This window comes from Acidobacteriota bacterium, assembly GCA_026707545.1.
Lineage (GTDB): Bacteria > Acidobacteriota > Thermoanaerobaculia > Multivoradales > Multivoraceae > Multivorans.
Genome location: JAPOWR010000001.1, coordinates 1,003,064 through 1,027,423 on the forward strand (window position 1 = coordinate 1,003,064; position 24,360 = coordinate 1,027,423).

Genomic DNA, 24,360 nt, shown 5'->3' on the forward strand with positions numbered 1-24,360 from the left:
GGCTCAGGAGGAAAGGGGGCCGATGACCCCCTCCGCGAACTCGTGGAGCATCGCCATCTCCTCGTCCTGCTCGAACCAGCCGACGTGGTGCCACAGGAAGAACTCGTCGATACCGAAGGTCTCGCTGAGCCGCCCCACGTGGTCGAGCACCTGCTGGCGTGATCCCATCCACAGCCGGCCCATCGGTACGTGGTAGGGAGGGGCGTTGTAGGCGAAGTTGAACAGCCACTCGAAGCCGTCGAAGAGCTTCTTCGTCTCGGCCGGATTTCGTCCCATGATCAGGTGTCCGCCCAGCGCGAGCATGTCGTTGGGGCCGATGATCCGGCCGTGTTGCAGCGCTTCCTCGAGGCAGACGTCCAGGGTCAGGGGGATGAACTCCTCCTTCGACTCGTTGAACATGCCCATCATCTTGCCGCCCTCGCGGGCCCAGAACTTCGCGGTCCCCATGCTGTAGCTGAACGGCGCGTAGACCGGCGGATGCGGGTCGTTCTGCAGCGGGCGGGGAACGATCCCGATCTCCTTCAGCGTGCCGTCACTGGTGATCGACCCGGGCGACCATTCGCTCGTGGGTGCGAACGTCCAGTCCATCGCCGGCGGCGCTTGCCAGAACTCGCCCGAGATGCTCACCACCTCCTGCGTCCAGAGCGCCTTCACGAGGCGCCAGTTCTCCTCGAACGCGCGGCGGTTGCGTCGGTCCACTTCGGACTTGTCGGAGTGCGTCGCCGTGATCCCGATGTGCTGGCCGAACGTGCCGGTCCACCGTGGCGTGTTGCCCCTGGTGAAGCCGGCGAACATGCGCCCGCCGGTGAAGTGGTCGAGCATCGCGAGGTTCTCGGCCAATTGAATCGGGTTGACCGCGGTCAGGTTCATGCCGAGTTGGCCGACGCGCATCCGTTCCGTGTGCTGGGCGACGAAGTAGTCCCAGAACAGCGGATTCGTCGTCGTCTCGATCCCTTCCACCTGCAGATGCTGCTCGGTCATGCAGAAGCCGGTGTAGCCCACCGACTCGGCGAACGTCATCTGCGTCCGGAGGTTCGCCATCAGCGCCTGGAACCGGTTCGGGTCCGATCCTGCGCGGCCGACCTGTTCGCCCAGGCGCCGCATGTAGGGGATGGCGAGGATGACGAACTCCATCAGGCGCCGCTCCCGCCGGAGTCGCCGTTCAGGTAGTCGAGCACGCTCTGCTGGAAGTGCATGATCGGCGATTCGGCCCCGAAGCCGGCGGCCATGGGCCCGACCCTGAACTTCGGGGAGCGCAGGTTGCGCTGGATCATCTCGCAGATCCACATGTCCTCGAGCTGGAAGTTGCCGGACTCCATCGGGTGTCCTTCCTGGTTGGCCAGGCTGATCAGCGTGGGCGCCTTGCCCGCTTCGGCGCGTGAGGCCGATCCGTACGTCGTCCAGCTCTGCGTCCACATGGTCGTGAGGTCCGGGGTCTTCGGTTCCAGCACCGAGACGTGAAAGCCCCAGGGGCTCGGCGACAGGATGGTCAGCGGGAAGAGCATGACCACGCCCGGATAGAAGCTCTCCTCGTGACCCGGCAGGCGTGTGGCGCCGGCGGCGTCCGCCATCTCCGCCGACAACACCGTGGTCGACTGCGGATCGCCTTCCCGTTCGGTGGAGTACCAGACGGTGTGGCGGCCCACCGGATGCCAGACGTTCCGGTCAGGGTAGGCGGCGCCCAGGGTCTTGTTGTGCAGGTAGCCGAGGTGGTAGCCGTCGATCGCGTTCTCGTAGAAGACCTTCCAGTTGCAGTGCATCTCGTAGCGCACGTCGCCGGCGTAGCTCAAGGTGCCGTCGGCCAGGTCGTGGGGCCAGGCGTGGTCGTCGAGTCCGGCGATCCACCGGTCGAATGGCTCGGGCGGTTCCGGATCCGGATTCACGTAGACCATGCCGCGATGTGCGCCGACCGCGGCTCGATGGAGCGAGAGGTTCTCGCGAGGGACGGCGCCGAAACACTCCGCTTCGTTGGGCACGCCGTGCAGGGCGCCGTTCGTCTCGTAGGTCCAGCGGTGGTACGGGCAGCGGATCGTGCTGCCCAGGTTGCCGCTGCCTTCAACGATCTCGCAGCCGCGGTGGCGGCATACGTTGTGGAAGGCCTGCAGCTCCCCGGCCCCGTCCCGGAGCACGAACAGGGAGTGGTTCATCACGCGGCAGGTACGGAAGTCCCCGGGTTGCTTCAGGTCCTGCTCGGTGGCGGCCCAGACCCAGGAGCGGTCGAACAGATGGTCGACTTCGCGGTCGAGCCATGACGCCTCGAAGTAGGCCTCCGGCGGCAGGATCTGGCGGGGTTGGTCGAAGGGTGTACTCACGGCTGCTCCTCCTTTCCGAGTCCGTGCAGCAGGGTTCTGGCGGCCAGGTTCGCCGCGTCCGCCGCGGCAACGCGGCCCGAGGCGACTTCGTTCCAGGCGGTCCAGATGAGCTGGTCGATCTGCGCGACGACCCAGGCCGTCGGCACGTCGGCCGCCACGGCGCCCTCGGCCTTGAGTTCGCCGACCAGCGTTCCGACCCGGTCGAGCTGCCGACGGTACTCGGCGGTCGTGTGTTCGTCACCGATCTCCGCGCGATAGAGAAAGCTGTAGCGGTCCCCCAGGGGGATGACCGCCTCGAACATGCGTTGCAGTTGCCGGGTGGCGCTCGCGCTCTGGTCGACGGCCGCGGCCACCGCTGTGTTTGTCTCCTCGATGCAGATCTCGGCCAGCACCGTGAGCAAGTCGTCGCGGTTCCTGAAGTGCCGGTGGAGCGTTGCGCGCCCGACTCCGGCGTGGAGGGCGACCTCGCTGAAGGTCGCTCCCGGGTTGCGCGACCAGAGGCGGATTGCCGCGTCGATGATCGCGTCGCGGGCGGTTGGACGCGGACTCGGATTCAGTGCTGGTCTCATTCGGTCACCTCGATTCGGTCGGTTCGCAGGCATTGCCGACGCCGTTGCCGTCCGCGTCGGCCTGGCTACGGTTGGAAGCGGCGGGGCAGTTGTCCAGGCCGTCGACGATGGCGTCGCGATCCCGGTCGATCCCCATCCGTCTGCCCGAGCCGGGCGGTGCGCAGGTGTAGGTGACGGGACTGCCGCCCGTGGCGAGCGTCCGCAACCGGGACGGCGTCCACCTTTCGCCCAGGTCGTCGAGGAAGTTGCCGTTCGGGAGTCGAACCCATCCGCGCGGTTTCTCCGCCACAGTTCCCTTGGCGATCAGGTCGCACTCCGTGACCGAGCCGCCCAGGATGGCCGACTGGAAGGAGACCCTGGCGCGATGGGTCAGCAGGTCGACGCGCGGGTTGGCCACCGGGCCGTTCGCGGCACTCAGGGTGACCTGCTGTCCGACGATCGGCGCCAGGTCGGTGTCGAACTCCATCAGGTAGTCGACGAGGCCCTGGCGCACTTCGTCGTCCGGGATGCCGATGTCCATGCCGTCGCTGAAACCGCAGCCGAACACGTCGCGCCAGCCGCGGGCACCCGGCAGGCCGAGATCGTCGCAGGTGGTCGTGCCGTCGTCGAAGACGGCGCCCTGGAGGAAGTTGAAGAGCTTGTCGGTCGCCCCGTCGTGGAGAAAACCGAAGCCGCGGATCTGGTCGCCCTGGTGGGCGTCGGTCGTCGAGGGCAGGAAGTACTCCCGGCTCGGAAGGCCGAACATCCCGACCTTCTGGTAGAGGTTCCGCAAGTGCGGAACCTTGAGAATCAGCACCTCGCCGCCGTGCGACGCATCGCCCGCCGTGCCGAAGAAGCCCCTGGATGGATCGTGCCGGTGGCAGCCGGCGCAGTTCCGCCCGTCGACGGCCGCACCGTTCCGGTTGTTGGCCAGGTCGTAGGCGGCGTCGACGCCGTCGGCGCGGCGCGGCCCGTCGAAGAAGGCATCTCCGATCCGGGCGGACGGACTGTGGGCGTTGTTGAGCGACTTGATCGGATTCGGAGGTAACTGCACCGCCAGCATGAAGTCGGCGAACTCGTCCACATCCCGCTCGAGCTGGATGACGTCGGCTGGTTTGGCCGCCGCGGCAGAGTCGGTCAGCACGACGTCGAGTCCGAGCAGGCTCTCGAAGGCGACGATGAAGTTCTTGAACGAGAACTTCTCGTCCAGCGTCCGCTGATCGTCGCTGCCGAAGTAGCCGGTGGCCCGGTCGCCGCGCCAGTGCATGTGGCCATGGGTCGACATGCCCCGCATCGTCTGCGTGAACATGGGCCCCTTCATCGGCGAGAAGACGAGCTGGTCGCCGTTGCCGTTGACGTACGGCACCGCCTCGCAGCCCGGGTAGTGCCCGAAGATGTCGCAGGACAGCCAGAAGTCGGAGAAGGTCGGGAACGGCTGCGGGTTGGCCGTGTTGCCGTCGTCCGGATTGCTCAGGTTCCAGCTCAGGTGATCCGAATCGCCGAACACATGGCAGGTCGCGCAGGAGGATTCGCCGTTGGATGAGGTCCGGGTCGCGTCGTAGAGCACGCGGCGTCCGGTCACCACCTCGGCGGGTTCGGGGTTGTGGAAGGAGGAGGTCTGCCGGATGTCGCCGGTCACCGCGTCGACGACCTTGACGCTGCGCTCGAAGTGGGCGAAGACGTAGAGCTGTCCGTTCGGGCGGTTGTGCGCCTCGTCGAGCAGGAGTCCGGCGGGGCCGCCGGCTACCGCCAGGTAGTTCGCGCTCAGGGAGGTCGGGTCGAACTCCCTTCCGTTGCCGTCCCACAGGGAGTCGTCCTCGAGGTCGGCGGTGTCGAACACGCCGATCCTGTCCGAGCCCAGGGCGGCGACGTAGAGCGTCGTCCCGTCGGAGCTGACCTGGAGCTCCAGAGGAGTGGAGAGACTGTGCCGGCGGACCGCGGCCGTCGACTTCAGGACGGAGTAGTCGATGTGGCGGTTCAGGTGCCGCTTGCGGACGGTGCCGGTCACGGGGTCGATGACCGTGATCTGGGCGCGAGCGATCTTGCCCTGTACGGTCGAGCCGCCGCGGACTCCCGGCCCTTCGAAACGCACGTGGTTCCGGGCGTCCGTGTTGGCTACGTAGATGTGTCCGCTCTTCGGGTTCGTCGCCATGTTGAACAGGGTCGTGCCGACGTGGGCGAAGTGCTCCTTCTCGGCGAGGGTGGCGGCATCGATGGCGAAGACATCCTTGTCGGGCAGGAAAAACCGGATGCCGTTCGAGTAGTTCAGGCCGCGGGAGTCGCGCCACTCACCGGACTCCTCGTCCCACTTCACGATCATCGCGGTGAAGGGTGCGTGCTCGCCGTCCGCGCCCGTGCTGGGCAGGGGGCGTCCCATGGGCAGGGTCTTGTCCTCCGGACCGTTGGGGGAGGCCGTCGCGTGCAGGGCCGGCAGGTTGCCCGCAACGCAGGGCTGATCGCCGCGCCTGCGGTCCCAGGTGGCGCCGACGAAGAAGCCGCGTGGCGTGTCCTCGAAACCACGACACATCACTCCCTCGTGAATCACGGTCGTCTGGTTTCCCGAGTGGAAGACCGCCGCGTAGACCGTGGAGCCGTCCGGGCTCACCGCCAGCGCCCTGGGCGTATCGCCGAACAGCTCGACGATCCTGAGCGGCGACCCGCCGACACCGGCGCCGGGATCCTTCGCGTCAAAGACCCAGACGTCCGCCCGGCCGATCCCCGCGGTATGGAGTTGGGGGGTTCCGGCCCCGGGGACGGCCGCGATCGACGGATGGGTCCGGTGCTGGCCTCGATGCGCGGTCGTGACGAAGGCTCGGTCTCTGGCGAAGACGATGTCCCGGGGCTCGTCGCCGACCAGCAGCGTGCGTCTGACGAAGGCCGTACTATTGGTCGTGGAATCGGCGGCCAGCAGCGACCCGATGTCCACGATGCTGACGGAGTCCGAGAGGTGGTTCACCACCCAGACCTCCGAAGCGCTGCGCGCGGCGACCGCGACCGGCTCCATGCCCACGGGCACCGACGCGAGGTGGGCCAGCGTGCCGGAGCCGCTGATGTTGAAGATCTCGAGATGATTGTCCGGGGTGTTCGTGACGAAGAGCATCCTGCCGTCGGGGGACAGCGCCAGCGGCCGCACGGGGCCGGATTCGAAGGCGATGAAGTCCGCCGCCGGGGCTGCGGCCGCCGCGATCAGCAGCGCCGGGAGCGCCGGGAGTGCAAGCCAGGCGCGCGGCGGTCGTTGACCTCGGTCGTTGAATGATCTGGACGGCATGCTGTGCGTTTCTGCAGATGAGTACTGAACTGGAGAAAACGATACAAGACTGTCTCGTTCGATGCAAGTATAGTTTCATCTGGTTCTGTCCTCGCTCGATCAGTTGCGATCCTCACCCCCAGCAAGCATGGCGAGGTTCTCCTCGTGCCGGTGGCGACTCAGCCGGTAGTAGCGGAGAGCGTAGATGGCGGCGACGTAGAGAAAGGCAAGCACCGGGCCATAGAGCCATCCCAGGCGGTCGACCATGTCCCGGTCGATCGCGGAGACGTCCGCGTCGGTCGGGAAGTTGATCGCGGTGAGCAGGAGGCCGCCGATCCAGATTCCCAGGCCAGTCGCCACCTTGCCCGTGAAGGAGAGAACGGAGGACACGAGTCCCTCTTCCCGCCGGCCGGTGGCCACAGCCCGGGCGTCGACGATGTCCGCGACCATGGAGGCGCCTACCGTGCTTGTCACGACGATCAGAGCCACCTGGACGACGCCGATCACGACCATCAGTGGAAAGAGCGCCGAGTGGTCGACCGGAGGGAAGGCGCCGAGCAGGGCGAGAATGACCGGGCCGCTGCCGACCAGGAGCGACAGGATCGATAGCCGGATCAGCACCACCTTCTTGTCGCGCCCGCGACTGGCGGCCGGCAGGAGCAGAACGGCCAGGAGCGGCGACGCTAGTTGAGCCGCCAGGATGGTACTTGTCTGTGTACTGTCGAAGCCCCAGAACCAGGGTTGCATGTAGGCCCACATCGCCGTCGCCGTGCCGCTGGCCGCGGCGGTCAGCGCGGTCGAGGCGACAATCGCGGCCAGGCTGCCGTCTCGCAGGGTCGCCAGGCTTTCACCGAGGACTCGCCGGGCCGACGCTGCTCCGGGCGGTGGTGCGGCGAGGGTGGGAATGTGCCGATGGGTGGCGGCCGCGGCCAGCACGAGGCAGAGGCAGAGCGCGCAGGCGGTGACCAGGCCGGCCTGCTCGTAGCCGGCGCGTCGCAGGATGCCCGCACCGTCGGGATAGTCCGAGGTATCGGCCAGCCACCAGACGTACATCGAAACCGCCATCAGGGTGCCGAAGAACCAGCCGCCGGCATAGGAGTAGTTCATCAGGCGCGTACGATCCTCGTATCCCGGTGCGAGTTCCGGCAGCAGCGCGTTGAAGGGGACGGTGTGCATCGTCAGCGCCAGCCGCAGCGCGACGGTGAAGCCGGCGAGCCACAGGAACATGGCCGTTTGACCCAAGTCGGGAGGCGCCCAGAGCAGGTAGTAGCAGACCGGGATGGGGAGCACCGCGCCGTAAAGGAAGGGATGGCGCCGCCCCAGGCGGCTCCGCAGCCGGTCCGACCAGCGCCCCACCAGGGGATCGGACACCGCATCGACGACCAGCGCGAGCAGAAGGGCGGAACCCGCCAGCGCGGGGTCCAGGCCGATCACCTGGCTGTAGTAGATGAGGAGAAAGAAGGAGATGCCGTTGCTGACCAGACCGCCAGCCGTTCCTGAGGCGGTGAAGGCGGTGCGATTCAACGCGGGCGCTAACCGTCTTCAGAGAAACCGGGCGATGAGCACGCTGGGCGGTGGGTCACTCGGCGACCTGGAACGGCGCCGACCACTCCATCGTGCCCCAGCGGATCGTCAGCATGCCGGCAGCGCCGTCCACTTCCAGGACGCCTTCCGTGTGTTCCGCAGGCTCAGCAAGGGTGCGGAAGGCCAGTGGCGTTTCGCCGGCATCGTGTTCAGCCATATGCATCGTGCCCCAGACGTCGGCCAGGTGGTTGAAGACGAGCTTCCAGCCATCTCCCTCGCGCTTGAGCCAGAGACTGTAGACGCCGGGATAGGTCGGGCCGTGGTTGTGGGCGGCGATCCGTGCGTCCTCGAACGCGAGGTCGGCGTCCGTCCAGAACTTGAACGGCTTGCCGTAGATCGGTTCCAGGACTTCGCCGTCTGCCAGGGACTCGATCCTGTCGTAGTCGGGACCGGGAGCCTGCAGGCGATCGACGCGGAGCCGCATCGCCTGTCCGTCGACCTCGACCCGGGAGAGGGACAGGTCGTCGTCGTCTCCGACCGGCTGACGCTCGACGATGATCCCGGCCGCCTCGGCCGCTTCCTTCGTCATGCCCTTGATGTCGGCGTTGAAGAAGCCGGTCTCGAGTTTCCCGGCAAGGCCGTCCCCTTCGCGCGCGAGGTCCATCTCGACCGGCACGAGCTGGCCGCCGAAGTCCAGGTTCCACTTGAGCTGGACCCCCGTTTCCGTTCGGCTGATGTTCTCGATCACGACATCGGCCAGACGCGACAGGTAGAAGTCGGCGGTCGCCTTGCCGTCGTCGTCGGCAAAGGTGATCAGGCTGTTGAGCGAGCCTTGCTGGGTGAGGACCTCCAGCACCCACTCGCCAATGAAGGGTTCGATCTCGGATGTGTCCAGCCGGGGTGTCTCGGCGGGAGGCGATTCCTGGCCTGGGACCGCGGCCGCAACGCCGGTCATGGCGCAGGCGAGGGCCACAGAGAGGGCGATGCGGTTGTGCCGTGTTCGTTTCATCTTGACGAGACTCCGTTTTGGGGTTGAGTGGCGGGGAGAACCGTTGTCGCCGGTCCGGGTGCTTCAGAAATAGTCCGGCATCGACGGCGGCGGGCCGGCGAAGAGCCGTTCCGCCAGGTTCAGGGAGGTGGACGAGCCCTCGATCAGGTTGAGTTCGGCCAGGCGCCGGGCGCTAAGGTGGCCCGTGTACAGGGAGGCTAGCGCCCTGATGTCCAGGCGCAGGGTGTTGGTCCCGGCCTTCCGGGTCGTGCGGCTGACCTTCCCGGCCCGGCGATCGACTTCGAGAACCCAGCGACCCCGATTGCCGGCGACCACGTCGTCGGTGACCTCGAAGTCGAGACGAGCGCTCGTGCGGGGTGGGTAGCCCCGCTGACCGAGGGCCGCCTGCACGTCGACGATGCGTAGCATCCAGGTCTCGGCCACCGAGATCTCGGTGCCGATTTCGGGTACCTGGAGCAGCAGGTGGTCGTCCAGGGCGCTGTGCCAGGTCACGTCCCGGGCCAGCGTGCGGCAGGCCGAGAAGAACGCCAGGATTCTGCGCGCCGCGGCGCCGTCCCTGGTCTGCACGTCGCGGACCTTGAGGCGGTACGGGTAGCGCCCCGCGGCGCCCGGATAGTGTCCCACCGCGTCCTGGGTGTAGACGACGTAGCCGTCGACGCCGCCGTCGCTGCCGGGGACGACGTAGCCGTGGACGGCCGCGCCGCCCGGATCCTGGTAGACGCGCTCCCAGATGAAGTGGTTGCGGTCGAGCCAGCCGGGCCGGTCCCTCGCGATCCCGCGATACAGCCGTTCCACGACCTTCGCGTCGCGCTCGGGGTCGAGGCGACGAAGCGTCCCGTCGGCGCGGACGCGGCCCAGCTCGGCGAGCGGCAGCCGGAAGCGGTACCGGTAGCCGGCGGCGGCATAACCGGCACGCTGGTAGAGGGTGAACGTGGTGGGGTACAGGGTGGAGACGGCAACGCCTTCCCGATGGAGTTCGTTCAGGGTCGCTCCGATCAGTGCCCTGGCCGCGCCCTGGCCACGTGCGGTGGGGTCGACGGCGACACCGGCGATGCCGGTGTTCCGGACCGAGCGGCCGCCCAGGAACTGGCCCATCTCGTACTGGACCAGGCCGCCGACCACGCGGCCGCCGCTACGGACGAGGCGTGCGTGGTTCCGGTTCGTGTGCAGCCACGCCACGCAGGAGTCGTAGGGCGTGTTGAACGCCAGGGCTTCGTTGTAGGCCTGCGCCTCCAACTCGGCAGCGCTGCGGGCCGGTCCGAACGTGAGACGTTTCGTCACGGTGCGGGAGTGTACCGGCGGCGCCCCGGGACGCTTGCCCGCAGCTCCTCCGTGAGTCAAGATCCGTCTCCGTGCGCGCTCCTTCATGGGGTGAGTCGACAGGCTTCTGAAGTTGGTGGGAAACGTCCGTACAGAGCGACTGAGCAAGAGCTACGGCGCAGTGCCGGCCCTGTCGAACGTCGGATTCGAGTGTGGCGCCGGCGATGTCGTCGGCGTTCTGGGTTTGAACGGCGCCGGCAAGTCGACCCTGCTCCGCGTCCTGGCAGGCGAGCTGTTGCCCAGCGCTGGCAGCGTTCAGATTGGAGGCGTGGAGCTGGGCGTCGACTCCCGGGCGATGCGAAGCGTCGTCGGCTACCTTCCGGAGGAACCGCCGCTCTACCGGGAGATGCGTGTTCGCGACTACCTCCAGTTCGTGGGGGCTCTGAACGGCGTGCCGGGGCGGCTGCTTGCCGGACGAGTCGTCGCGGTTGCCGAACGGGTCCACGTCGAGCATCACCTGGACCGGGTGATCGGCGAGCTGTCGATGGGCTTCCGCAAGCGCGTCGGTATCGCGCAGGCGATTCTCCACGAACCGGAGGTCGTCCTGCTCGACGAGCCCGTGTCGTCGCTCGACCCGGCCGAGATCGTGGGCATGAGGGATCTCGTCCGTTCGCTCGGCGGCGAGCGGACGGTGTTCACCTCGTCGCATCACCTGCGCGAGATCCACGAGACCTGCGATTCGATCCTCGTTCTGCACGAGGGCACTCTGGTCGTGCACGGAACGCAGGCGGAGCTGGGTGTGCTGGCCGGCCGCGAACGGATCGAGGTCGAGCTGAGGGGCGCGCCGGATGACGCCGCGCGGAGCCTTCCCGCGGGCGCCACGCCGGTGGCCTCAGAGCACCTTGGCGGCGGTGTCTCGGTGATCACTGTCGAGCTGGCGGAGGCTCCCAGAGAAGCGGTCGTGGCCGCTCTGGTCGCTTCGGATCTCGGTGTGCGACGGGTCGAGCCGGTTCGCTCGGACCTCGAGCGGGTTTTCTTGGATCTGGTCGCGGGCGATGGCGTGCCGGAGGCCCCGGCCGAGGGGAGCGGATCGTGAGCACCGTCCTCCTGATCGCCCGGCGCGAGCTGCGGGCCGCGTTCGCGGGCCTTTACGGCTGGGCCATCCTGGCCCTGGTCCTCATGCTGGACGGTCTCTTCTTCAACGCCTACACCCTGGGCAGTCAGCGCCCCTCGAGCGAAGTTCTGAGCCTGTTCTTCTACACGAACTTCGGCGTCACCATGGCGGCGGCGGTGTTCGTGACGATGCGCTCCTTCGCCGCGGAGCGGGAGCAGCGCACGCTGGTGCTTCTGCTGACCTCGCCGGCCGGCGACTGGCAGGTCGTGTTCGGCAAGTACCTGGGCGCGCTCGGGTTCGTGCTCTGCACGGTGATCGCCGCGGCCTACATCCCGGCCATGGTCTATCTGAAGGGCAACCTGGAGTGGGGGCAGGCGGCCGCCGGTTATCTGGGCATCGGACTGGCCGCGGCGGTCTGCACCGCGATCGGCATCTTCTGCTCCGCAGCGTCGCCGAACCAGTTGGCCGCCGGCGTCGCCGCAGGCTTCCTGGTCACGCTGCAGGTCCTCTTCTGGCTCCTCTCCGGCATCAGCGATCCGCCTCTTGACGCCGTGTTCGCGGCGATGGACCTCTACCGCGAGCACTTCGAGCCGTTCCAGGACGGCGCGGTTCACCTGAAGACCCTGGTCTACGCGCCGACGGTCTCCTTCCTCTTCCTGCTCGGCAGTGTTCGCGTGCTCCAGGCACGGAGGTGGACGTGATCGGGCGGCCCTGGCGAGCGGCGCCGGTGCTGTGGCTCGTCGGTTCCACCCTGATCCTGGCAGGGGAGCGCTACGCGGCCTCGGACATTCTGGGCGGGCTCTTCCTGGGAATCGGGACCGCGCTCGCGATCACGGCCGTCGGTGCCTGCGCGGCTGAGTTCCTGAATGCGGACCGGGGGTCCGCGGCGTGGCCCCAGGCGCGGCGGTCGCTCGGGTTCTACGGTCTCGCGGCGCTGGGCCTCCTGCTCTATCCCCTGACGTGGAGGGGTGTCGTCGACCGGCTCGGGTTCGACGACGACGGCGCCGGAACCTGGCGGGCGGTGTGGACGGTCGCCTGGTTGCTCGCATGGTGGGTGGGGACGGTGGCCGCGGTCGGCGGCGACTGGACCCGCTATCGCGGCGGCGGCGACCTGGAACCGCGCCGGGTGCGGGCCGCGACCGCGGCGGCCGCCAGCCTGGCGCTCGCCGGCGCGTGGGTGTTCGCCCTGAACTACAGCGCCCGTGAAGGGGATCGGCTGTGGGAGTGGAGCGCCCGTAGCCGGGCGCGCGTGTCCGAGGCGACGCTGGAGCTCGTAGGCGGCCTGCGGGACCGGGTCGAGGTCGTCGCCTTCTTTCCGCCCGCCAACCAGGTCCTGCGCCGGATCGGGCCTTTCCTCGACGAGGTCGCGGCGGCCGGTCCCGTCGACGTCACCGTGCTCGACCAGGCGCTCGAGCCGACTCGGGCGGCCGAGCTCGGCGCCCGGGAGAACGGCGTGCTGTTCCTCTTGCGGGGCGGCGACCAGCGGCGGATCGACCTGGGCACAGACTACGACCGCGCGAAGTCCGGCATCGGTTCGCTCGACCGGGACTTCCAGGAAGCGCTGCTCGAGATCGGCCGGGAGCGCCGCACCCTGTACCTGACGGTCGGGCACGGCGAGCGGGGAGAGTACGCGGGCGATGCCGGCGTCCCCGGGATGAGGAACGCACGCGGGATCCTGCGGGCGCTTAACGTCACGACGAGGGATCTTTCGGTCACCGATCTGATTCAGGGTCTGCCGGCCGACACCGGTCTGGTGGCGGTCTTCGGCCCGACCGAGCGCTTCCTGCCCGAAGAGGTGGACAGCCTGCGGCGGTTCTGGAGCGACGGCAGTTCCCTGCTTCTGCTGCTCGAGCCCGGAGTCGAGCATGGGCTGGAGCCGCTCCTTGCCGAGCTGGGGGTCCGCCAGCTCGAGGGAACGGTGGCGAACGAGCGCTACCACCTGCGGCGGGACGGGGCGCTGAGCGATCGGCGCCTGCTCCTGACGAACCGCTTCGGCAGCCACGAGACGGTCCGTGACCTGTCGCGGGCCGCCAGCCGGATCGGCCTGGTGCTCGACGGTGCATCGGGGCTGGAAGGTGTGGTCGGTGGCCCGGCCCGCCCGAGCGTCCTGGTGCGGCCAATGACGGGAAGCTGGCTGGAACTCGACGGGAACTTCGAGCGCGACGCCGAGGCGGAGCCGGACCGGATCGAGGCTCTGGCGATGGCGTCGGAGAGGGAGGTCGAGGGCGCGGCGGCCGGTGATTCCGGGGAGGCGGGAGTTCCCGCCGAGAGCCGCGCCATCGTCATCGGCGACGCGGACACGATGAACGACGACTTCGTCTACGTCACCGGCCCGGGAACGATGTCGGCCAATGCCAAGCTGTTGCTCGACGCGTACGTGTGGCTGGCCCGGGAGGACGAAACGGCCGTATCGAGCGTGCCCGGCGACGACGACCCCGTGCTGCAACGGACGCGCGGGGAGTCGATCCGCTGGTTCCTGGGCACCGTGTTCGGCGTCCCGGTCCTCGTGTTGGCCGCCGGCTTCGTCTACGTCCGCGCCCGCCGGTCGGCCGGTGGCGCGTGGCGCCGCGGCTCCACGCCGGCAGGAGGTACGGCAGGTCCAGCCGGTGGAGGCGGCTCATGAGTCGGAGTCTCGCGCGTTCGTTCCGCCCGGGATCGGTCTGGCGGTCGACCTGGTTGCACCTCGCGGTGCTGATCCTCGCGTTGATCGGGGCCTGGCTGTCCTACCGCCGTCCGATGAGCGACGATCGCTCCACGGCGGCGGAGGGGGTGGTGGTGGTCCAGGCGGACGAAGGAGACGTCGAGCGCATCGTCTACGAAGGGACCGGCGACACGCTGGAAATCGAGGCCCGTGAGGACGGCATGGGGCGCTGGTTCGCCGGCCGCGAGGGTGAAGACACGGTCTTCGTGGGCGGCAACCGGGTGGAGCAGGTCTGGCGCGCCCTGGAACCGCTGCGCGCGGTGCGGGTACTCGACGGAGTCCGGGGAGAGAAACTCGAGGAACTCGAGCTGATCGGCGAGGGTGCCACCGGCGAGTCCCTGAGCCTCACGGTCCGTGGGCGGGAGGTCCGTTATCGCCTGGGCGGCAGACCGTTCGGCGGTTCCGATCGCTACGCCATGCGGGACGGAGGGACGGACGGCGACCGCGATCCACGAGGTCGCGTCCTGGTATTGCCGTCGGAAGTCGCGGATCTGGGCGGTGGCGCGGCGCTGTTGATGGAGCGGCGCCTCCTGGCCGCCTCTCGACCCATGGTGGAGGCGCTGACGCTGTCGCGGCCTGGCGCCGGGAGCGGGCCGCGGCGAGTGCTTCAGGCCCGAGTTCCTGGCCCCGCTGGCAGCGACGCCTACTGGACGGTTGACGGATCGGACGAGGCGGACGCCGATCTTGGCACCTGGGTCGACAAGTTCTTCCGCCTGTCCGTGACGGCGTATCGCAGCGACGAGCCGCGACCGGACTGGCGCCCGGAGGCGACGATCACGGTCGAGTCGCGCGAGGTTGGCGAATCCACGCTCGAGATCTGGTCCCTGCCGGCGGAAGAAGGCCGGGTCTGGCTCGCCCGTTCGCCGTTCACCCGTCTGGCGGTGGAGTTGAGCGCGTCGCTCGCCGAGGAAGTCTGCGCCGACCTGGACGGCCTGCTGTAGCCGCTAGTCGCAACCGCTAGACTGCGCCGCCTATGGACATCGGCATCTTCATGTTTCCCACCGGCGACGCGATGCGGCCCGACGAGCTCGGCGCCGAGGTCGAGGCGCGCGGCTTCGAGTCCCTCTGGTTCCCGGAGCACACTCACATCCCGACTTCCCGGCGGACGCCTTTCCCCGGCGGCGGCGAGCTGCCGCCCGAGTACTCCCGTTCCCACGACCCGTTCGTCGCGCTGACCGCGGCCGCGATGAGCACGAAGAAGATCAGGCTCGGCACCGGAATCTGCCTGATCATCGAGCGCGACACGATCACCACGGCCAAGACGGTGGCGAGTCTGGACGTGCTCTCGGGCGGCCGCTTCATCTTCGGGATCGGTGGCGGCTGGAACCGCGAAGAGATGGAGCATCACGGCACGGACTACCCGACCCGCTTCGCCAGACTCGAGGAGCAGGTTGAGGCGTTCAGGACGATCTGGACCGAGGACGAGGCGGAGTTCCACGGCCGCCACGTCGACTTCGAGCCGATCTGGTCCTGGCCGAAACCCGAGCAGAAGCCCCACCCGCCGATCTTGCTCGGGGGCGGCACCGGGTACACCCGCCAGCGGGTGGTCGATCGCTGCGACGGCTGGCTTCCCATCGGTCGCTCGACCGAGGCGGTTCTCGACGGCATCGAGGACCTGAAGCGACGCGCCGCGCAGGCCGGCCGCGCCATGGACACGATCTCCATCAGCGTCTTCGGCGCGCCGCCGCAGCAGGACGTGCTCGACGCCTACGCCGAGGCCGGTGTGGACCGCGTCATCCTGCCGCTGCCGCCGCAGGGCCGGGACGAGACCCTGCCGCGGCTCGACCGCTACGCCACGCTGCGGGCCTAGAGATCGGCGCCGGTCTCCGACACGAGCAGATCGACGACCTCGCGCAGGGCCTCGTCCTTGCTCGCCCCCTCGACGAGCCGCAGCCGGTAGAGGTCGAGCTGGCGGTCGGCGCTCGAGCCTTCGCGCACGATCGTCAGGCTGCGCCGGAGTTCCTGTTCGCAGCCGAGAGCGCGGGCATCGCCGGCGAGTTCCTCGACGACTTCCTCCAGTTCATCGGCGATGTCGATGCGGCCGCCGCGCCGGGTGTCGCCCAGGAACGCCAGCAGGCCGTAGCGCTGTGCCAGCCACTTGTTCTCGACGATGATCTCGGTCGGCGGCTCGGGAGGAAGGGTGCCCTCGCGGTCCCGCCGCGCGAGCATTCGGATCAGGGAGGCGTAGAGGGCGACGATGCACATCGCGTCCTCGATCGCCGGACAGGTGTCGCAGATCCGCAGCTCCACGGTGGGGAACTTGTGGGAGGGCCTGATGTCCCACCAGATCTCGCTGCCGTCGGTGACGAACGCCATGCGCTGGTACTCGCCGAGCAGGGCCTCATACTCCGCGCGGGAGTTGAGCGGCCCGGGGATGCTGGTCCGCGGCATCGCCTCGAAGAGATTCAGCCGGTTGCACTTGAACCCGGACTCGCGGCCCGCGCCGAACGGCGACGAGGCGGAGAGCCCGATGAAAAGGGGAAGGTAGCGCCGGAGCCCCGTCATGACCCGGACGCGGGTGTCGAAGTCGCCGAAGCCGGCGTGGACGTGCATGCCGCAGATGACCAGGCGCCGGACCGTCTCCTGGTAGGTGGAAGCGAACTGGTGGTAGCGGTCCTTCGGCGTCGGAAGCTGGGCCTCCCAGGCCGCGAACGGATGGGTCGAAGCGCCGATCACCGCCGCGCCGTGGGCTTGTGCCGCCTCGACGACGAGCCGGCGGGCCGCCTTGAGACCGTCGCGCACTCCGGCTACGGAGTCGTGGACGGCGGTGTTCGTTTCGATCTGGGAGCGAAGGAACTCGTGGACGATCTTCTGGCCTCCTGCCGCTTCGCCGCAGGCTTCGAAGATGCGCGGGTCCGGGTCGCTGAGGAGATCGCGCGAGTCGGGGTCGACGAGGAACAGCTCCTCCTCGACCCCCAGCGTGATCGTGACGTTGTCGCCGTTGGGGGAGGAACTCATGGCCGGCGAACTCTACGCCGGTTGACCCCTAGTAGTGCAACTCCTCACCTTCGGATTTGGCGATCACCGCCGCGCCGACGGAGTCGGAGGTGATGTTGACCATCGTTCGGAACATGTCGAGCGGGCGGTCGACGCTGAGCATCAGGCCGGCGAGGGCATAGGCCTCCGGCGTCGTCAGGTCGATCGCCTCGAGCACGATGAAGATCATGACCAGACCGGCCGACGGAATCGCGGCGGCGCCGACCGAGGCGAGCAGCGCGGTCAGCACGACGACCAGCTGGGTATACAGCGAGAGTTCGACCCCGAGGGCCTGGGCGATGAAGAGCGCGCCGACGATCTCCAGCAAGGCCGTGCCGTCCATGTTGACCGTTGCACCCATGGGCGCAACGAAGCTGGTCACCCGGTTCGAGGCCCCGACCTTCTCCCGCAGGCACTTCATCGTCATCGGCAGGGTGGCCGCCGAGGAACTGGTCGAGAACGCCATCGCCATGGCCGACGCCATCGCCCGGTAGTGGTGGATGGGGTTCTTCCGGGAGAGCAGGCTGAACAGCAGCGGCAGGACGATGAACACGTGCAGCGTCAGCCCCACCGCGATCGTCAGCACGTACTTGCCGACCTGCTGGAACACCTCGAGGCCCATCTGGCTGACCGCGCGGGCGAGCAGGGCGAAAACGCCGATCGGCAGCAGGCGGATGACCCAGGTCGTCACCTTCATCATCGCCTCGAAGCCGGCGCTGAAGCCCTCGCGGAGCAGGTCGCCCGTCTTGCCGGTCATCACCCCGATCGCGGCGCCGAGCACGATCGAGAAGAAGATGAGGCCCAGAATGTCGCCCCCGGCGGCAGCGCCCACCGGATTGTCGGGGACGAGCCGCTGGAGGATGTCGGCCATGGAGGTCGGCGTCTGCAGATCCTCCGGTGTGAGAGGCTCCACCCCTTCGGGCATGACGAGACCTCTGCCCGGTCGTATGCTGTTGGCCAGCGTCAGGCCGACCAGAATTGCCATGAAACTGCTTAGCGCGTACCAGAGGAGGGTCTTGCCGCCCAGGCGGCCGATCGACCTGCCGTCGCCGATGCCGGAGACGCCATGGACGATCGAGGTGAAGATCAGGGGCACGATGACCATCCTGAGCAGACGCATGAAGAGGTCGGCGATCCAACCGATCCAGCCCACCTCGCCGAACGCCAGGGCGAAGCAGAGCCCCGCCGCCATTCCGATCAGTACCTGCCAGTGAAGTGCGAGTTTCATGACCCGGCAGGGTAGCACGCGCAACCGGCGCGCCCGGCGCGTTCGCCGGCGAGTCCTGGCGGTCGCCGCGGCGCTGGTTCTGGCCGTTCTCGCGGCGAGTTGCGGCAGCATGAGCTACTACTCCCAGGCGGTGTGGGGCGGCGCCGGCGTGCTGGTCAAGCGCGAGCCGATCGCTCGGCTGCTCGAGCCCGGGCGAGCGGAGGTTCTCTCCGCCGCCACCCGCGAGCGCCTGGAGCTGACCGTCAGGATCCGCGAGTTCGCCAGCAGCGAGCTCGGGCTGCCGGACAACAGGAGTTACCGCAGCTACGCCGACCTGGGCCGGCCGTACGCGGTGTGGAACGTGGTCGCGGCGCCGCGCCTGAGCGTGGAGCCGAAGACGTGGTGCTATCCGATCGCCGGTTGCGCCGCCTACCGCGGCTACTTCAACGAGCGCGCGGCCCGGCGCTACGGCGACCGCCTGGCCGACCAGGGCTTCGACGTGCGCGTCGGCGGCGTGGCGGCGTACTCGACGCTCGGCTGGTTCGCCGATCCGGTCCTGAACACGTTTCTCGACTACGCCGACGCCGACCTGGCGGCCCTCATCTTCCACGAGCTCGCCCACCAGGTCGTCTACGTCAAGGACGACAGCGCTTTCAACGAATCGTTCGCGACCGCGGTAGAGGTTGCGGGCGTGCGCCGGTGGCTCCGGTCGCAGGGCCGGAACGAAGAGCTTGCGGTCTTCGAGCAGGGCCGGGAGCGCCGGCGGGACCTGAACCGCTTTCTTCTGGAGATCCGGGAGGAGCTGGAGGCGCTCTACGCGAGCGACGACAGTGACGAACGGAAGCTGACGCTCAAGGCCGAGGTCTTCCGGTCGCTCGCGGGGCGCTACCGGCGGGACCTGGTCCCGGCCTGGCGCGCGGCCGCAAGCGGTGGCGGTGGTGAGTCCGATCTGGGCGGATGGTTGTCGCGCCTGAACAACGCGGACCTGATCTCGATCGCTACCTACAGCGATCTCGTGCCGGCGTTCCTGAGTCTGCTGGAGGCGTCCGGCGGGAGCTTCCCGGCGTTCTACGCCGAGGTGGAGCGTCTGGCCGGCCTGGAACCGGTGGAGCGCCAGAACGCGCTGGATGCCCTCGGGCCCTAGGGCTGGTCCACCACCGCCCGCGCCCGGTCCGGGAAGTCGGTGAACACGCCGTCGACGCCGAGGTCGAAGAGGTAGCGGCGGAGTTCCGCCTCGTGGCTGTCGTCGCGGTCGGGCACCTGGTCGGCGCGGAAGGTGTACGGGTGGACGGTGAGCCCGGCATCGTGGGCCCAGCCGATCAGTTCCGGTTGCTGTTCGAGCATCGTCTTCGCCGGTCCGATCCCGGTGGCGAACCCGGCGACGCCGGCGATGCCTTCGGCGCTCAGGAACGAGCGGTACTGGGCGACCTCGGCCATCAGGAACACCTGGCGCAGCTCGGAACCGAGGGCGCGCAGGCGCTTCAGGCTCTCGGCTTCGAAGCTCTGGACGAAGATCGGCGCGCCCTGTTCGACGTAGCCGTAGCGACCGACGACTTCGAGCAGCGATTCCTCCATGGGCAGTCCCTGGGCGCGATGCCACTCGGGCGCCTTGAGTTCCGGGTAGATCCCGACCGTGCGGCCGGTCTGCTCGTTCAGGCCCTGGACCAGCTCGATCATCTCGGTGAAGGCAGGCACGACGAAGCGGCTCCTGCCCTTCGGGAAGCGGTTGCCGAGGCGTTCCTCGGCCTGGAGCTGCCGGACCTCATCGAGCGTGAAGTCGGCGGCGTACCAGCGGCCATCGTCGCGAGCACGGTCGGGGAAGACCTCCTCGACGTTGGTCGTCGCCTGCAGGTAGATGTCGTGCAGGCAGATGAAGTGGCCGTCGCGGGTCAGCACGAGATCCGGTTCGATGTAGTCGGCGCCCATGCCGTGGGCCAGGGCGTACGCCGGCAGCGTATGCTCGGGAAGGTAGCCGCTGGCGCCGCGGTGGGCGATGACCGTCTTGGAGGGCTGGGTCGCGGCGTCCACCGGTTCCTCGTCGTCGGCCTCGACCGTGGATGCCGCCAGGGCGCAGACGAGAGCGCAGGCTGCGAGCGGGACGCCTAAAGCCACGGTGCGGCTCAATCGGCCAAGGCCTCGACCTGGACCCGGGCGTCGTTGAAGCAGGCCCCGGCGCCGATGTCGCTCAGGGTGTCCGGCGCCAGCGAGCAGGCGTTGGTTCCCGACTCCGTGCTCTTGGCCCAGACCCCCTTGGGAAGCAGGACGACGCCTGGCTTGAGGTCCGGGTTGAGGCGCATGGGGCAACGGACCTCGCCGTACTCGTTGAACACCCGCACGCGGGGCTTGCCGGGGCCGAGGCCCCGCTCCGCGGCGTCGTCCGGGTGCATCTCGAGCGGCACCTGGCCGGGCCTTAGCTGGCCGAAGGTGGAACTCACGGTCTGGGGGACGGAGGGCGAGATGAGCGCGAGGGGATACCGTCCCTCGCCCGGCTGCGGGTGGAAGGCGTAGATCCCTTCGGCCGACTCGGCTTCCAGCGAGGGCGGGCAAAGGTGAACCTTGCCGTCCGCCGTGTGGGGGAACACATCGACGAACTGGATCGGACGGCGGCCGGTCGCCGGCGGCACCACGCCCTCCTCCGCAAGCCGCCGCTCCCGCTCGCCGCCGAGCACCGCCTGCCGCCACTCCGCCTCCGAGCGGGGGTCGTCGTCCCGGAGCAGCCCGAGGCGCGCCGCAAGCTCGCCGAACACTCGGAGGTTGGAACGGGCCTCTCCGACCGGTGTAGCCACCGGCTTCGTGTCGTGGAGCACCATGGCGCCGTAACCCATCGCCAGGTCGTCGTGCTCGAGGAAGGTGGTTGCCGGCAGCACGACGTCGGCGTAGCGGGCGGTGTCGGTCAACACCTGGTCGAAGACAACGGTGAACAGGTCCTCGCGCTCGAGGCCGCGCCGTACCAGCGCCTGGTTCGGCAGCGTTGCCAGCGGATTCGCGTTGTAGACGAACAGCACCTGGACCGGTGGTCCGGCAATCGCGTCCGCGTCGGTCAGCACGCGGCCGACGTGGTTCATGTTGACGATCCGGGTGCCCGGCGACGGCTCCCGCCGGCCGACGTCCCGAAACGCGTTGCTGTTGCTCATCGTGTAGCCGCCGGCGCGTACCCCGAACTTGCCGGCCACCGCGGGCAGGGCGAGGATCGCCGCCACGGCCGAGCCGCCGTTGCGGTTCCGTTCCACGCCCCAGCCGCAGCGGATCACGGCCGGCGAGGAGCCGCTGTACCACTCGTAGCAGCGGGCGATGTCGGCCTTTGGAACGCCGGTGATCTCGGCGGCGCGCTGGAGGGTCCAGGGTTCGGCCCGCCTGTGCAGTTCCTCGACCCCAGTGCCGTGTTCGGCCAGGAAGTCGAGGTCGGCGTCGCCTCGGCGGAACAGCTCGCGGTGCAGCGCCAGGGCGAGGCACAGGTCGGTGCCGGGCCGCGGCTGCAGGTGGAGGTCCGCCTGTTTCGCCAGCGGCGTACGCCGGGGATCGACGACGACGAGCTTGCCGCCGCGGGCCCGGGCCGCCCGCAGGATCGGCACCAGGTGGATGCCGGTGGAGGAGGGGTTGGCGCCCCAGACGATGGCGAGCGAGGCGTGCTCGTAGTCTTCCAGCGCGACGCCCGCCATCTTGCCGTAGAGGCCGAGTGCCGCCGCGGTGCTGGGCGCCGCGCAGACGGTGCGCGCGAGCTGGGACGCGCCGAAGCGCCGGAACAGGATCGCGTCCGCTGTGTCCTGCGTCAGGAGGCCGTTCGAGCCGCCGTAGCTCAGCGGCAGGATGGACTCGCCGCCGAAGGCCGTCTTCGCCTCGACCAACCGCTCGACGATCCGGTCGAGGGCTTCGCTCCAGGAAATGCGCCTGAAGTCGCTTTCGCCCTTGGTGCCCGTTCGCACCGCCGGATGGAGCAGGCGGTCCTCGCCGTAGAGGTGGCGCGAGATCCGGCCGACCTTGGAGCAGATGAAGCCGCTCGTCAGCGGATGGGCGATCTCGGGCGGCGCCGCCCGGACCTTGGTGACCCGGCCGTGCTCGACCTCGACCTCGAGCGAGCAGGAGTCGGGGCAGTCGAGCGTGCAGGCGGTGTGGTGGATCGCCGCGTCGCCGGTCGGCACGGGAGCCGGATCTGCGATCGTCATGCGGGGAAGCGTACACCGCGGGACCTGGCCGAAGCGGCGCGGTCGCGGTTGTCGGTGCGCCGGCCTTCTGGCCGGCATTCCGAACGGCTGCGCATCCTTGGTACAACCGGGTTACGATTCGCGCTCGCCGACCGGCCCCGGTTCGGCAGCCACGCCTGCCCGCCACGATGACCTCAATGCTCGATCGACAGACCTCGACGGAGCAGGCGCTGAGCCAGCGCGTCTTCAACTTCTCCCCGGGTCCGGCGGTGCTGCCGGTTCCCGTTCTCCAGGAGATCCAGCGCGACCTGCTGGCGCTTCCGGGCGCCGGCAGCTCGGTGCTCGAGATCAGCCACCGCTCGGAGGCCTTCGACGCGATCCTTGGCGAAGCGGAGGCCAACCTGCGGGAACTGCTGGACGTGCCGGAGGGCTACCGGGTGTTGTTCTTGCAGGGCGGCGCGCTGCTTCAGTTCTCGATGATCCCGATCAACCTGCTGCGCGGGCAGGGACTCCCGGCGAGCTACATCGTGACCGGAACCTGGGGCAGGAAGGCCGCGGTCGAGGCGCGCCGTGAGGGCCGTGTCCATGTGGCCTGGGACGATGCCGACGGCAACTACGTTCGCGTGCCGAACGCGGGGGAACTCGACTTGCCGGCGGCGTCGTCCTACGTCCACTACACCTCGAACGAAACGATCCAGGGCGTCCAGTTCCGCCGGCCGCCCGAGGTGGGCGACTCGCCGCTCGTGTGCGACGTGTCCTCCGACTTCCTGTCCGGACCGGTCGACGTCGGGAAGTTCGGCCTGCTCTACGCCTGCGCCCAGAAGAATGCCGGCCCCGCCGGGCTGACGGTGGTCATCGTCTCGGACCGGTTGCTCGAACGTTCCGGTTCCGACCTGCACTCGATGCTCAGCTTCCGGCTTCAGGCCGAGAAGGGCTCGCGTCTCAACACCCCGAACGTTTTCGGCGTCTACGTGTTCCTGCTGGTGACCCGCTGGTTGCGGGACGAGGTCGGCGGTCTGGCGGCGGCGGCGGCCCGGGCGGAGGCGAAGACGGGCTTGATCTACGACGTGCTGGACGCCGACGGCGGCGAGTTCTACCTCCCGCACGCGGATGCTGCGAGCCGTTCCCGCATGAACGTGACGTTCAGGCTGCGGCGCACCGAGCTCGAGCCGACGTTCGTTGCCGCCGCGGCCGACAGGGGTCTCGTGGCGCTCAAGGGTCACCGCAGCGTCGGCGGCTTCCGCGCGTCGCTCTACAACGCGATGCCCATGGAGGGAGCCGAGCGCCTGCGCGATTTCATGCTGGAGTTCCGCGCCGCCCACTGACGACACTTTCAGCGTCGGCTCGTCAGCAAGGCCGAGCCGACGATCACCAGCAGCAGCAGCGCTCCTCCGCCCCAGAGCAGGAGGGGAGAGGCCTCTTCTTCCGCGTCCGGAACCTCCTCGTAGCCGGGATCGTCGAAGAAGGACGCGAAGTCCTCAGCCGCGCCCGCCGCCGCGACTGACGCCTCGTCCTCCGGCAATCCCAGACCGTCGTCCTCGATGATCCGCTCGACCGTGTGAACGAGGTCCCAGATCTCGTCCTTGCTGTAGGCGTCGCGATATCCCGGCATCGCCGTTCCGTCCATGCCGAGGTATAGGCGGCTGTAGATCGCGTCGCTGCCGTTCCCGCCCTTGAAGATGCCGCCGACGATGTTGGTCGGCAGGGTGTGGTTGCCTTCGAAGTCGGGCATCGGGTCGTTGCGGAGCCGCCTGCCGCTCGGGCCGTGGCAGGAAGCGCAGGCTTCCAGGTAGAGCCGCTCGCCGCGGGCCCGTCGCTCGTCGTCGAACGGCGGCTCGGGCGGTATCTCGATGGTTGGACCCGGAGTCGTCCGGCGGGCGAAGTCGGCATCGGCCTCCGCGGCGCTCAGCTCACCGGCGGCTACGCGGCGGTCGAGTTCCTCCCTGATGGCGTCCAGACTGAAGCTGCGCGTGTACCGCGCCATCGCCGCGATCTCGGCGTCGGGAACCTGACCCCACGCCGACATTCCGGTACCCGGCATGCCGCGGCGGATCGTCTCCTCGAGGTCATGGTCCGAGGGGATCGCGTTCTCGGTCGTCGCCAGCTTGAAACGGCCCGACTGGAAGCTGCGGGGCCGTTCCCCGGTCGTGTAGCTGAACTTCCCCAGCCCGTCGCCAGCTTCGCCGTGGCATTCCCGGCAGTAGCGCAGAAAGGCCTGCCGCCCGAGGTCGTCGTCCGCCTCCGAACCCTGAGCCGTCATCGCGGCGGCGGAGATGAATTGCGCGGCCGCCCAGAGCAGGACGGTGGGACGCTGCACCCG

General features: G+C 68.8%; 19 protein-coding genes. 7 read left to right on the top strand and 12 right to left on the bottom strand.

Annotated elements, in window-relative coordinates; translation table 11 throughout:
• Positions 1–3 precede the first annotated feature (3 nt).
• The 7 genes from OXG83_03970 to OXG83_04000 all read right to left on the bottom strand — a co-directional run bounded on the left by OXG83_03970 (position 4) and on the right by OXG83_04000 (position 9,921).
• Positions 4–1,134, bottom strand: a complete 1,131-nt coding sequence (locus OXG83_03970) for an LLM class flavin-dependent oxidoreductase (GenBank protein MCY3964175.1) — start codon at positions 1,132–1,134, stop codon at positions 4–6.
• Positions 1,134–2,312 (bottom strand): Rieske 2Fe-2S domain-containing protein, encoded by a 1,179-nt coding sequence (locus tag OXG83_03975; protein MCY3964176.1) that lies wholly within the window; start codon positions 2,310–2,312, stop codon positions 1,134–1,136. The genes OXG83_03970 and OXG83_03975 overlap by 1 nt, the downstream gene beginning before the upstream one ends.
• On the bottom strand, positions 2,309–2,881 hold the full coding sequence (locus OXG83_03980; GenBank protein ID MCY3964177.1) for a helix-turn-helix domain containing protein: 573 nt from the start codon (positions 2,879–2,881) through the stop codon (positions 2,309–2,311). Before OXG83_03980 ends, OXG83_03975 begins: the two co-directional genes overlap by 4 nt.
• A gap of 4 nt (positions 2,882–2,885) precedes the next feature.
• Positions 2,886–6,128, bottom strand: a complete 3,243-nt coding sequence (locus OXG83_03985; GenBank protein MCY3964178.1) for a hypothetical protein — start codon at positions 6,126–6,128, stop codon at positions 2,886–2,888.
• 99 nt (positions 6,129–6,227) lie between these two features.
• A complete protein-coding gene (locus OXG83_03990) occupies positions 6,228–7,631 on the bottom strand; it encodes an MFS transporter (protein MCY3964179.1) in 1,404 nt (467 codons plus the stop codon).
• A gap of 55 nt (positions 7,632–7,686) precedes the next feature.
• A complete protein-coding gene (locus tag OXG83_03995) occupies positions 7,687–8,640 on the bottom strand; it encodes a DUF2911 domain-containing protein (protein ID MCY3964180.1) in 954 nt (317 codons plus the stop codon).
• A gap of 63 nt (positions 8,641–8,703) precedes the next feature.
• Entirely contained in the window at positions 8,704–9,921 is a 1,218-nt protein-coding gene (locus tag OXG83_04000) for a GNAT family N-acetyltransferase (protein MCY3964181.1), read from the bottom strand.
• 115 nt (positions 9,922–10,036) lie between these two features.
• On the opposite strand from OXG83_04000, the gene OXG83_04005 reads away from it, so the two are divergent.
• The 5 genes from OXG83_04005 to OXG83_04025 are packed head-to-tail and all read left to right on the top strand — an operon-like array spanning position 10,037 to position 15,525.
• A complete protein-coding gene (locus OXG83_04005; protein ID MCY3964182.1) occupies positions 10,037–10,996 on the top strand; it encodes an ABC transporter ATP-binding protein in 960 nt (319 codons plus the stop codon).
• Positions 10,993–11,715, top strand: a complete 723-nt coding sequence (locus OXG83_04010; protein ID MCY3964183.1) for an ABC transporter permease subunit — start codon at positions 10,993–10,995, stop codon at positions 11,713–11,715. Before OXG83_04005 ends, OXG83_04010 begins: the two co-directional genes overlap by 4 nt.
• On the top strand, positions 11,712–13,637 hold the full coding sequence (locus OXG83_04015) for a hypothetical protein (GenBank protein MCY3964184.1): 1,926 nt from the start codon (positions 11,712–11,714) through the stop codon (positions 13,635–13,637). Before OXG83_04010 ends, OXG83_04015 begins: the two co-directional genes overlap by 4 nt.
• Positions 13,634–14,656, top strand: coding sequence for a hypothetical protein (locus tag OXG83_04020; GenBank protein ID MCY3964185.1), 1,023 nt, complete (start codon positions 13,634–13,636; stop codon positions 14,654–14,656). The genes OXG83_04015 and OXG83_04020 overlap by 4 nt, the downstream gene beginning before the upstream one ends.
• A gap of 32 nt (positions 14,657–14,688) precedes the next feature.
• Positions 14,689–15,525: an LLM class F420-dependent oxidoreductase gene (locus OXG83_04025; GenBank protein MCY3964186.1), complete on the top strand. Its 837-nt coding sequence runs from the start codon at positions 14,689–14,691 to the stop codon at positions 15,523–15,525.
• Here OXG83_04025 and OXG83_04030 read toward each other — a convergent pair.
• The gene (locus tag OXG83_04030; protein MCY3964187.1) at positions 15,522–16,673 is read right to left on the bottom strand and encodes a carboxylate-amine ligase; all 1,152 of its coding nucleotides are present in this window, start codon (positions 16,671–16,673) and stop codon (positions 15,522–15,524) included. The genes OXG83_04025 and OXG83_04030 overlap by 4 nt on opposite strands.
• A gap of 28 nt (positions 16,674–16,701) precedes the next feature.
• Entirely contained in the window at positions 16,702–17,919 is a 1,218-nt protein-coding gene (locus OXG83_04035) for a dicarboxylate/amino acid:cation symporter (GenBank protein MCY3964188.1), read from the bottom strand.
• Between OXG83_04035 and OXG83_04040 the strand changes: the two genes are divergently transcribed.
• The gene (locus OXG83_04040; protein MCY3964189.1) at positions 17,918–19,042 is read left to right on the top strand and encodes an aminopeptidase; all 1,125 of its coding nucleotides are present in this window, start codon (positions 17,918–17,920) and stop codon (positions 19,040–19,042) included. The two genes, OXG83_04035 and OXG83_04040, sit on opposite strands and share 2 nt — an antisense overlap.
• On the opposite strand, the gene glpQ is transcribed toward OXG83_04040, so the two are convergent.
• A complete protein-coding gene (glpQ, locus tag OXG83_04045; GenBank protein MCY3964190.1) occupies positions 19,039–20,010 on the bottom strand; it encodes a glycerophosphodiester phosphodiesterase in 972 nt (323 codons plus the stop codon). The two genes, OXG83_04040 and glpQ, sit on opposite strands and share 4 nt — an antisense overlap.
• Positions 20,011–20,018: 8 nt before the next feature.
• Positions 20,019–22,061 carry a molybdopterin-dependent oxidoreductase gene (locus OXG83_04050; GenBank protein MCY3964191.1) on the bottom strand — a complete coding sequence of 681 codons (2,043 nt, stop codon included), beginning with the start codon at positions 22,059–22,061 and terminating at the stop codon, positions 20,019–20,021.
• A gap of 176 nt (positions 22,062–22,237) precedes the next feature.
• Here OXG83_04050 and serC point away from each other — a divergent pair, with 176 nt between their 5' ends.
• The gene (serC, locus tag OXG83_04055) at positions 22,238–23,365 is read left to right on the top strand and encodes a 3-phosphoserine/phosphohydroxythreonine transaminase (protein ID MCY3964192.1); all 1,128 of its coding nucleotides are present in this window, start codon (positions 22,238–22,240) and stop codon (positions 23,363–23,365) included.
• An 8-nt stretch (positions 23,366–23,373) separates the two neighbouring features.
• Here serC and OXG83_04060 read toward each other — a convergent pair whose 3' ends face one another.
• On the bottom strand, positions 23,374–24,357 hold the full coding sequence (locus OXG83_04060) for a cytochrome c (GenBank protein MCY3964193.1): 984 nt from the start codon (positions 24,355–24,357) through the stop codon (positions 23,374–23,376).
• Positions 24,358–24,360: the final 3 nt, after the last annotated feature.